The organism is Siminovitchia sp. FSL H7-0308 (assembly GCF_037980985.1).
In the GTDB taxonomy this organism is placed as follows: Bacteria; Bacillota; Bacilli; order Bacillales; family Bacillaceae_C; genus Siminovitchia; species Siminovitchia thermophila.
Genome location: NZ_CP150282.1, coordinates 3,704,713 through 3,715,281 on the forward strand (window position 1 = coordinate 3,704,713; position 10,569 = coordinate 3,715,281).

Sequence of the window (10,569 nt, forward strand, 5' to 3'; positions counted from 1 at the left end):
CAATCGGGCATTTAGGTGCCGTTTTCTCCCACTTAGACCTTTTGTATTCACTCAAGATTTTGAAGTGGGAGTCTTACGGCACCTTACATGCGGGATAAAGTGAAACTTCATTCAGTAGGGCTCCTACTGAATGTTAGTTGAACCAATCGGGCATTTAGGTGCCGTTTTTCTCCCACTTAGACCTTCTATATCAACTCAGGTCTTGAAGTGGTGTATATGGCACCTTACATGCGGGATCAATTATCCCAGTGTATAATACGCAAACTTTTAGCGTAGTAAAATATGTAGACTCTTGCGGGAATAGCTCGAGCTGAAGATCCCGCAGGAAAGCGACCTTTGCTTTCCGAGGAAGCTGAAGCCGGGCCCGCGGAAAGCGAAATATGTTGACGGAGCGATGATAGGAAATAAACCAAACAATTATAAATTAAATGTTCGGTTTTTACTATTTTGTATTTGCTTATTTCCCAGCCTCTTGATAACACAATGCCTTGGGAACATTCAAGTAAAAATTCTTCTTAAATCATTCGGTCCTCTTTTGATCATTTCTGTATGAGAATCCCAAAAGATTGGACCTCTTCTTCGGGTGGGGATTGATAGCCTATTAATTTACTATGCGTCCAATTCATTTTATCTTTTATTTCAATCAAGAATTCAGCATATTTAAATGCCGCCAACCCTGAATCAATCACTGGAATCCCCAACTCTTGTTGAATTTCATCATACGTTCCAAATTCTGCTGTACACCCTAAAACAATGATATCCGCCCCATCTTTTTCAATAGCTTCTTTTGAGGCTTGCAAAATTCTTCTTTTCGTTTCTTGTAGATCTTTTTGAAATTCATGCACTTTTAAATCGACAGACTTAAAAGAAACGACCCTTTCACCAAATCCATATTTCCTTACGTTTTCTCTCATCTCAGGTATACACTTTTTTTCACTGACAATGATAGAAATCGTTTCCCCAAGAGTTGATGCAATATGAAGGGAAGATTCTGCTGGAGCGGCCACAACCATTTTTCTGCTAATTTCTCTGCTCGCTCTTAAAGCGGTATCATAAAAGCATCCAATAATCGCGGCATCATAATTTTCCTCTTCCGCTTCTCGAACTCTTTGTATGATTTTCGGCATCACCATTGCCTCATACGAATGGTATTGTAAGTGGCATGGTCCCTTCCCGTTTTCTAAAGAGACTACATCTACACTGGTATCCTGTAGCTTGGAATTATTTAACATTTGTTGAAATTCATGATTAAAAATATCTGTATGAATAGGATTTATAAATAAAATTTTCTTCACTCTTGATCATCTCCTCATCTTTTATACGAAATTTTCTTCTAAGAGCGGGGACTGGTACCCAATTCATTTACTATGGGACCAATTCATTTTTCCTTTCATTTCGGTCAGTAATTCCGCATATTTAAATGCGGCCAATCCTGAGTCAATTACTGGTATGCCTAATTCTTCTTGAAGCTCTCCATACATGCCAAACTCGGCCGTACAGCCTAAAATGATGACATCTGCTCCATCCTTTTCAATGGCTTCTTTTGAGGCTTGCATAATTCTCTTCTTAGTTTCTGTGAGATCTTTCTGAAATTCATGGACTCCCAGGTTGACAGATTTAAAAGATGTTACTTTTTTTGTAAAACCGTAATGTGAAACATTTTCCTGCATTTCAGGAATCCACTTTCGCTGCCCTACTATAATAGAGATAGATTCCCCTAAAGTAGCGCCAATATGAAGAGATGATTCAGCTGGAGCAGTGATCATCATATTTTGACTTACTTCTCGTGCCGCTCTAAGTGCCGTATCATAAAAGCAACCAATCACCATTCCGTCGAAGCCTGCGTTTTCTGCTTCTTTAACCTTTTTCACAATATTAGGCATGGCGATCGCCTCATAGCAGGTATACTCTAAATGCTGGGGACCAACGCCCTCAAGAGAGGATACTTCAATCTCTGTCTCTTTATTTTTATATTGTTTTAAGATTTCAAGATAAGGCTGATTAAAAATATTGGTATGGATAGGATTCAGAAATAATATCCTTTTCATTCTGCCACCTTCTCGTTTGGCGTCTTTTTAATGAATTTATGATAGACAGTATACAAAACAAAACTAATGATAAAGCCATTTACAGCAGGTATGAAATACGGGATTAAATAAGCTACAAATCCCCCAATCAGCCAAGTGATAATACCAGGCCAGTAAAAGCCTTCTTTTCGATTAAATTGTCCTTTTGATACAAAAAAGTATTCACTGATTAACACACCGGCAACTGGTGAGACAAAAACGGCAAGCAATCCTAAAAACAATAGAAAAAATTTAACAATTCCAAATATTGATAGTGCTGTACCAACTATTGCGACGATGAGTGTCCACCAAAATCTACTCCATCCAAATGCTTTTGTCAGTGCTAAACCCGCACTGTAAGCTGCCACGATATTGGTAGTCCATTGTAGCAAAATAACAAATATCAAGGCAATGGCTGGCAAACCTAAAACCGATAAGACTTGCGAGATATTCCAAGGTTCATCAACCCCAAGCGTTGTTGCAGTGAGTGCCATCATGGCTCCTATCAACGTTAATATAATAAGTGGCGCCACTATGCCAACAATCCCTGAAAGAGAAACACTAGAAACCTTTGGATGGGTCCAACGAGTATAATCGGGCGCAAACGAAGCACCTGCCACCATACTTCCTATCACAATATTGATTCCCCAAAAGAGAGATTCTGTAGTAGCAGGTTGATACGATAGTACATGGGATAAATCCGAAGTATTAAAAACTTTAATAACCCCTAAAATGGTAATCCCCAAAATAGCGGGAATGCTTACATAATCCAACCAAGCTATGCTGGTGATCCCGAACAATGCCGGAACAACAAATAGCAAACCGATAATAATCATGAATAGAGGCACTAGATTTGTATGACCCCCAAAAGCCTGATTTAATGCTTCTGCAGCAATTGACACTTGTACACCATACCATCCAAAGGCAGGCAATGCCCCTATCACCATACCTGTTGCGATGTTGGTTCCTTTCTTTCCAAAAGCCGCTTCTCCAACCATGTAAGTGTTCAATCCCTCTTTTGCGCCAATCACTCCCATCGGAATATAAAAGAGACAAAGTAAAATGGCTGTGGCAATACCTAATGATAGTAATGCTTGGGTGAGTGTTAAATTCACAATCAGACCACCACCAGTTGCAAAGGAGGAGATAGCTGCTGTCATGCCAAAAAAAATCGCCGCTACACCCAGCCATGACTTTCTATCTTTGTATGGAATGGGGTTTGTAGAATAATACTCTTCACTTTTAATTACATTGCTCTCATTCGTGGTCGCGATTGTCTTTTTAACGGCTGTATCTCCCATACTCTTCCTCCTTTGATAAATCACATTTTAGGAATATAATGAATTTTCGTGATTCTATCATCTTGAAACTATTCTTTTTCTATTCCAGCAATAGAATAGGAAAACTTTTTCTCCTATTCTATTGCTTTTATTAAAACATCAAGCCTTAATGAAGGCGTATACTAATTCACAAGCACTTTTACTTTTATTCACGCACCAATGCTTTTCTCCGGCTGGTATATAAGATGCCTCACCCGCACTTATTTCAAAAGGATTTCCTCCACTTTCACCAGACAAACTACCTTTCACAATATAAGCGTACTCATGCTCTGTATGGCTTGTCGTTCCTTCTTTTGGCAAACGTTCTCCGCCTGGTATGGAGACAAAGCCAAAGTCGATTTCTGCTCCAGGAAATTTTCTTTGAAAAAGACTTTTCACCGTTTCTTTTTCACTAAAATCGGGTTTTTTTATATTCATTGTTTTCCCTCCAAATGTCTTTCAGGCAGCTCTTTATATTCAAACGTAAGCGGATCTACTTCTACCAAAAAATGCTCTCTTGCCTCATCCACTGTGAAATAACCATTTTTAACGTCCTGAGCAACTTTTTCAGCAGGCCGTTTTCGAGGGTTTCCATATCCACCGCCTGTTCCTGTCATTAAGCGAATCACATCATTCTTGTTAAGCTTATATCGAGGATAGACACCATAAGGCCCATCAATTTCTCCGTTTGATTTATGAATATAAAACTCATTTGGCGAACCATCATTGCCGCCTTTCATGCCCCACGGACTGAATTTGTTGCGTCCGTAAGTAATAGTGGCCGCTTGATCATCCGACAATGCCCTGTAAGCTCGAATGACACCTTTACCGCCGATATATTCTCCCGCACCAGCCCCAGTGCCATCCTCACGCAAGCTGTATTCATCTACCCGTACCCCGTATCGCGTTTCAGCCACCTCTATGGGAATGTTATATGTTTCTCCATCCGCAATACAAAATTGTCCCGAAGCGCCATCTTGGCCTTCGGCCCCACCCCAGCCACCAACCGATGGTTCGACAATTAAGAACGGCTCTCGGGTATCGTGATGATTGCCGGACAAGGTGACAGAACTGACGGATAAATGATGGCCAGCAGTGAGACGATTAGGCAAATGTGGTGCCAACGCTTTCCAAACTAAATCCAAACTGCCCAGCAGCGTTTCAAAATAATTAGAAACAGGAACCGGCCGTTCCGCAGACATGATCGATTTCGGATCAACTAATACTTTTAAAGGGCGAAAGACACCGTCGTTGACATCCTGCTCGGGATTGGTAACAGCTAAGAAAATGACTCTTACCGCAGACATCAAACCTGTATAGGAACAGTTCATTGGACCCGGAACCTGTGGATGGCTCCCTCGAAAATCGCATATAAACTCATCATCCGTAATCGTAACTTTCACTTTAATTTTAAATGGGCCATTCCCCATACCATCGGTATCAATATAATCTTCCGCCGTAAATACACCCTTTGGAAGCTTTTGAAGTTCTTGGCGGGACATCGTTTCACCGTGGTCTAATAAGTAGTCAATCGCAGCCAAGATTGTCTCCCGGCCATGCTTGCTGCAAAGTTCTCTTAACCGGCGATCACCTGTGCGCAAAGCCGCCACCTGTGCCCACATATCGCCCAATGAAAGATCCGGAAATCTTACATTGGATCGAATGATTTCAACAATGCCCTCATTTAAGGTGCCTGCGTCATATAGCTTAATACAAGGAAACTGCAAACCTTCTTGAAATATATCGACCGCATCGTTTGTAAACGAACCGGGATCCTTTCCCCCTACCTCTGTCCAGTGGGCTTTATTGGCGGAAAAAGCGACCAGCTTGCCTTCAGCAAATATAGGCATCACGAGGCCAACATCAGATAAATGAGAACCCCCGCCATTATACGGATCATTAATGATGATGATATCCCCTGGCTTCAGCTGGTCGCCAGGATATTTACGAAGCGTTTCCTTCACCATAAATGTCAACATCCCAATAAAACCTGTCACACCATTTCCTTGAGTAAGCAAGTTTCCCTCTGAATCAGTCAAGCCGCTTGCATAATCAAGTACTTCGTAAATAATGGGACTCATGGATGTACGAGCCAGTGCTACAAACATTTCATCCCCTATCGCCAAAAGTGAGTCTTTCACAATTTCCAGCGTAAAAGGATCTACTTTCATAGTTGTTGTCATACTACCTTTCCTCCATTTCAATAATCAGGTTCCCATAATGATCTAAATGTAGTTTTTGATTTTCATATATGACTGTTACAGCTGATTTTTCTTCTACGACAGCCGGTCCCTGAATTTCTACTTTTGGCGGCAGTTTATCTCGGTCATAAATCGGCGTGTTGACCCAGCCTTTGCCCTCATAATAAATATCCCGATACTCCTTTTTAGCTTCCTCTACGTTCCCCGATCTTGTTATTTCCGCAATTAAAGGCTTCGGTACTTTTCCGAGAGCAATGACATGGAGGTTGACAATTTCCGTGGCGGTTTCTTCCAATTTAAATGTATAATTTTTTTCATGGAGTGCATGAAATGATTCAATAATGGACTCTTTGTCCGCTTGGCTCCACTTTCCATTAGGGACGGGAACCTTCACCGTATGTTCTTGACCCAAATAACGCATATCTGCAAATCTTTGAAAAACAACATTGTCAGCACTCATTCCCTCTTCTTGAAAATGATTGAATGCATGCTTTTCAATATTGTTCCATTGCTGGTCCATTTCTTCTAAAGAAAGCTCGTCCATACGCTTTATATACGTTTGGATATAATCGTGTCTTAGATCAGTCATTAACATACCCCATGCTGAGAAAACCGGAGAAGCGATTGGTACAATTACCTTTTTCACGCCAAGTTCTAATGCCAGTGCAGGAGCGTGCATGGACCCGCCCCCTCCAAAGGCCAATAATGTAAAATCTTGGGGATTATACCCCTTTCTGATTGATATTAATTTCAGTGCATTTAACATATTGGAATTTGCGATGCGAATAATCCCTAGTGCAGCTTCTTCCGCAGATATGCCGAAATGATTGCCTATTTTTTGTTCCATTGCTGATCTTACTTTATCTAAATCTACTTTATAGTCGAAGTTTTTCGGCGATAAACGACCCGTTAACAAGTTGGCATCTGTTGTAGTCGGTTCCGTTCCTCCTAATCCGTAAGCAACTGGTCCCGGGTTTGCGCCAGCAGATTGTGGTCCGACTTTCAATGCTCCCGCTTTGTCAATCCATGCAATCGAACCGCCTCCATTACCAATTTCCACAATGTCCACAACCGGAGTTTTAATGGGATACCCGGCATTTCGGGCATTCTTTTCAATGTAATAATCTGTAGAAACTTTTACTTCGCCATTTTCGATGAGAGAGCATTTTGCCGTAGTTCCCCCTATATCAAAAGCGATAATATTCTTTTCATGAATCAGTTCACCTAAAACCGCTGCCCCAAAAATCCCAGCTACCGGGCCGGATTCCACCATGTTAATGGGGGTTTTCTTTACCTTGTCAAATTTTGTGGTTCCTCCATTTGATTGCATAATATATCGTTGCTTAATATCGGTTTTTTCATGTAACTCATGATCTAATTTATCGATATAAGTAGTGGCTGCCGGCTGAACATATGCATTTAAAACAGCAGTATTTGTCCTTTCGTACTCTCTCCACTCTTTCGTAATATCACTTGATGCCGTAATCAATACTTCCGGCCAAAGTTCTTTGATTATATTTACGGTCTCTTTTTCATGTTGTGGATTGGCATATGAGTGTAAATATGATACGGCGATCGCTTCCACTCCTTCCTTTTTAAAATAATCCACACATTTTTCAACTTCTTCACGAAGAAGCGGCGATAATACTTCGCCTTTATCATTTGAGCGTTCACTTACTTCCAGGCGCAAATGTCTTTCCACAAATGGTTTGGGTTTTTTATAACGAATATTATATAAATCAGGCCGGTTCCCCCTGGCAATTTCTAGCACATCACGAAATCCTTTCGTGGTAATCAAGCCAACTTTCGCTCCTTTTCTTTCAGTCAAGGCATTAATGATAACCGTTGTTCCATGTATAAACATGGAAATCTTCTCAGTATCGACCTTTGCTTTATTCAGTACATCCATTACACCTTTTTCAAAATGAGGCGGGGTGGTATGGCTTTTTTCAATCCCGACCCGGCCTTTCTCATCGACATAAACAAGATCCGTAAAAGTACCACCTATATCTGTAGCAACCCTCATTATATATCCACCTTTCTCTTGCCAATTCGTTATTTAAAATGATGTGACTTTCTATGGGGAATATTATTCCTTAATCTTGGGATATTACATGAACCATTCATCATCCTTCTATACATTCAAAACGGAATCTACATTTTTAAGATTAGCTCTTTCCTCAGGTGACAACTCTAGTCTCGGATAAGGCGCGTTGTCTCCTTGATGCATTTCTCATCTTGAGCGCCTTGGCAATCACTTCGGAAGCGCTTTCAATAAGCGGGTCAAGCGCATCCGAGAACCTTCCTCCTGCCACCAATACGTCACAATGCTGTATGGTTGTCCCTCCTCGTTGTGTAACTGGTATCTTTTTTATTCTTGCAATTCATATGCCAAAACAGATAAACAGCCATTCACCGTTTTTCATAGGTCAACTTTGTATATTCCAAAAGTTGGTGTGCATTATTTTTTACAGAAACTGTCTAATTTCTTTTACAAGATGAAAAAATTAGACATCATGCGACACATATTGCGGCATTTCGGCAGTGGAGAAAAAAGTATGATGGTGACCATGACGCTTCAAGATGGACAGCTCCTTATCTTACAAACAAAATCGTCCCTTCCCGTAAAATGTAAGTATCACATCAACATTTTAGAAAAAGACGATTTGGGAGCCATCGAATTCGTTACTAAAAAATTCTAACACATAGATCACAATTCCGTAGAAGCAATGAATATGCATTGTTTTTTAACCTACATTGTTATTCCAAACAAAAATGAAAATCTGGATAGTGTTTTTCGATTGTTGTCTTTAATTTCTATCAAATATTCCAAAACAACGCGCCTCTTCTAGTGGAGGACTTTCGTATCCGTTGACTTTGCTATGGCCCCATCCCAATGTTTTATTGATCTCAACGAGAAATTCAGCGTATTTTAACGCGGCAATACTTGCATCCAGCACCGGCACACCCAACTCTTTTTGCAGCTCTTCATAAAATCCAAGCTCCGCTGTGCAGCCTAAAATAATCACATCCGCATGGTGATTCTCTATCGCGTCTTGGGCGGCATGGCGAATTTTCCGCATGGTTACTTCATGATCTTTTTGAAAATCTAAAACTCCGAGCCCAACAGACTTGAATGTTGAAAAACGCCTTTCCATTCCATACTCAAATATATTTCTTTTGATTTCCGGGATTGTTTTTTCCCGCCCCACAATAATCGCTATATTTTCTCCAAGCGATTGGGCGATAGTAAAAGAAGCTTCAGCGGGTGCGGTAACAATCATATTGTCGGCAATTTCCCTGCAAGCTCTTAGGGCGGGGTCATAAAAGCATCCAATAATAACGCCGTCAAACTGATTGTCTTGTGCTTCTTTCACTGTTTTAATCAAATCGGGTATAACCATTGCCTCATAACAACTGTACTCAACATGTTTCGGACCTTTTTTTTCACCTAAAGATGTTACATGAATGTCGATATGATCATATTTAATTTTTTCAAAATGCTCTTTAAACGCGTGTAAATAACTATTATCATATACGGGATCTATATATAAGATTTTCTTTTGCATTTATGCTTCTCCTTTTTTCTTTGAAGTAATAACGTGATACAACCAGTAAAAGGCTCCCCCTGCAATTAAGCCATTGATTGCTTCAATAAAATAAGGGAAAAAGTATGCGAATACGCTTCCAAATATCCAAGAAACAATCCCGGGCCAGTATACAAGATCTTTTCGAACGAGTTTTCCTTTTGCCACTAAGAAATAATCACTCATAATAACCCCGGCAACGGGTGAAACAAAGATAGACAATAACATAATAAAGTTGATAAAGTGATCAATAATGCCAAACATCGCTAATGCTGTTCCGAGAACCGCCGAGATAAAAGTCCACCAAAACCTGCTCCAGCCAAATATTTTCTCCAATGCCAACCCGGAGCTATACGCTGCTGTAATATTGGTTGTCCATTGTAAAATAATGACTAAAAATAATGCCACGACCGGAAGGCCCAAAGCATGCAACACTTCGGCAACATTCCATGGTTGATCAACGCCCAGTGTAGACGCTGTCAAAGCCATAATGACACCGACAATAACTAGAAGGAGTTCGGGTGATAAGCCGATAAATCCAGAAAGTGCTATTCCTGAAGGCTTTTTATGTGTCCATCTAGCATAATCGGGTAAAAATGTAGTCCCAATAATCATGCCGCCAACAGATAAGTTAATTCCCCATAAGATGGATTTTGCCGTTTCCGGTTCATATGCAAACAAACCATCCATTCCGCCGCCTATATGAATCGCTTTATACAGACCAAATCCAACGATAAATAAGATGATGGGAATACTAATAAAATCTAACCAAGCCATACTAGTGATTCCGTACATTGCCGGAATTGCAAATAAAATCCCCAAAAATATCATGATCCAAGGCGTTAAGGCTTCGGGACTTCCTAATCCAAGGGATAACGCATCCGCGGCTATTGATACTTGAATCCCATACCATCCTATACTTGGGATGATCGTCACAACAAGGGCGGTTGTTAGCTTGGAACCAAAAGCACCAAATGCCCCTTCACCAATGTTGTATGTGTTTAAGCCTTCTCTCGCCCCGATGATTCCCATCGGCAAAAAGAACACAAGTGTCAAAACACAATAGGATGTGATATTGGAAACAATCGCTTGACTGAGTGATAGACCGGTAATATAGCTTCCCGCAGTAGTAAAAGAGGACAGTGATGCTGTCAATCCAAAGTAAATCGCAGCCACATGAAGCCAATGCTTTCTTTTATTCAACGGGATCGGTCTATTTGCATAATAATCTTCTAATTTTCTTTGTTCAGCGGCCATTATGTTCCCCCATTCATATAAGCAAAGGATAAAGTGGAAAGGATGATTCAAATAGCAATCAGACCTTGATCGCAATGACAGCGTCCTGATATCCGCTTGTATTTGGCAGAATAATCGTTTTGTATAGAAAAAAACGCAG

Annotated in this window: 8 protein-coding genes; all 8 read right to left on the minus strand. The window is 40.5% G+C overall.

The window, feature by feature from the left end:
* Positions 1-539: 539 nt before the first annotated feature.
* The 8 genes from MHB50_RS17420 to MHB50_RS17455 all read right to left on the minus strand — a co-directional run bounded on the left by MHB50_RS17420 (position 540) and on the right by MHB50_RS17455 (position 10,430).
* Positions 540-1,295 (minus strand): aspartate/glutamate racemase family protein, encoded by a 756-nt coding sequence (locus tag MHB50_RS17420; RefSeq protein ID WP_340084318.1) that lies wholly within the window; start codon positions 1,293-1,295, stop codon positions 540-542.
* A 63-nt stretch (positions 1,296-1,358) separates the two neighbouring features.
* The gene (locus tag MHB50_RS17425; RefSeq protein ID WP_340084320.1) at positions 1,359-2,048 is read right to left on the minus strand and encodes an aspartate/glutamate racemase family protein; all 690 of its coding nucleotides are present in this window, start codon (positions 2,046-2,048) and stop codon (positions 1,359-1,361) included.
* On the minus strand, positions 2,045-3,367 hold the full coding sequence (locus tag MHB50_RS17430) for a cytosine permease (RefSeq protein ID WP_340084322.1): 1,323 nt from the start codon (positions 3,365-3,367) through the stop codon (positions 2,045-2,047). Before MHB50_RS17430 ends, MHB50_RS17425 begins: the two co-directional genes overlap by 4 nt.
* A gap of 138 nt (positions 3,368-3,505) precedes the next feature.
* Complete coding sequence (locus MHB50_RS17435; protein WP_340084323.1) at positions 3,506-3,823, minus strand: cupin domain-containing protein; 318 nt, start codon at positions 3,821-3,823, stop codon at positions 3,506-3,508.
* The gene (locus MHB50_RS17440) at positions 3,820-5,568 is read right to left on the minus strand and encodes a hydantoinase B/oxoprolinase family protein (RefSeq protein WP_339164962.1); all 1,749 of its coding nucleotides are present in this window, start codon (positions 5,566-5,568) and stop codon (positions 3,820-3,822) included. The genes MHB50_RS17435 and MHB50_RS17440 overlap by 4 nt, the downstream gene beginning before the upstream one ends.
* A gap of 1 nt (position 5,569) precedes the next feature.
* Positions 5,570-7,612, minus strand: coding sequence for a hydantoinase/oxoprolinase family protein (locus MHB50_RS17445; protein ID WP_339164963.1), 2,043 nt, complete (start codon positions 7,610-7,612; stop codon positions 5,570-5,572).
* Between the two features lie 784 nt (positions 7,613-8,396).
* Positions 8,397-9,155 carry an aspartate/glutamate racemase family protein gene (locus tag MHB50_RS17450; protein ID WP_340084324.1) on the minus strand — a complete coding sequence of 253 codons (759 nt, stop codon included), beginning with the start codon at positions 9,153-9,155 and terminating at the stop codon, positions 8,397-8,399.
* Entirely contained in the window at positions 9,156-10,430 is a 1,275-nt protein-coding gene (locus MHB50_RS17455) for a cytosine permease (RefSeq protein WP_339164967.1), read from the minus strand. It lies immediately after the preceding gene.
* Positions 10,431-10,569: the final 139 nt, after the last annotated feature.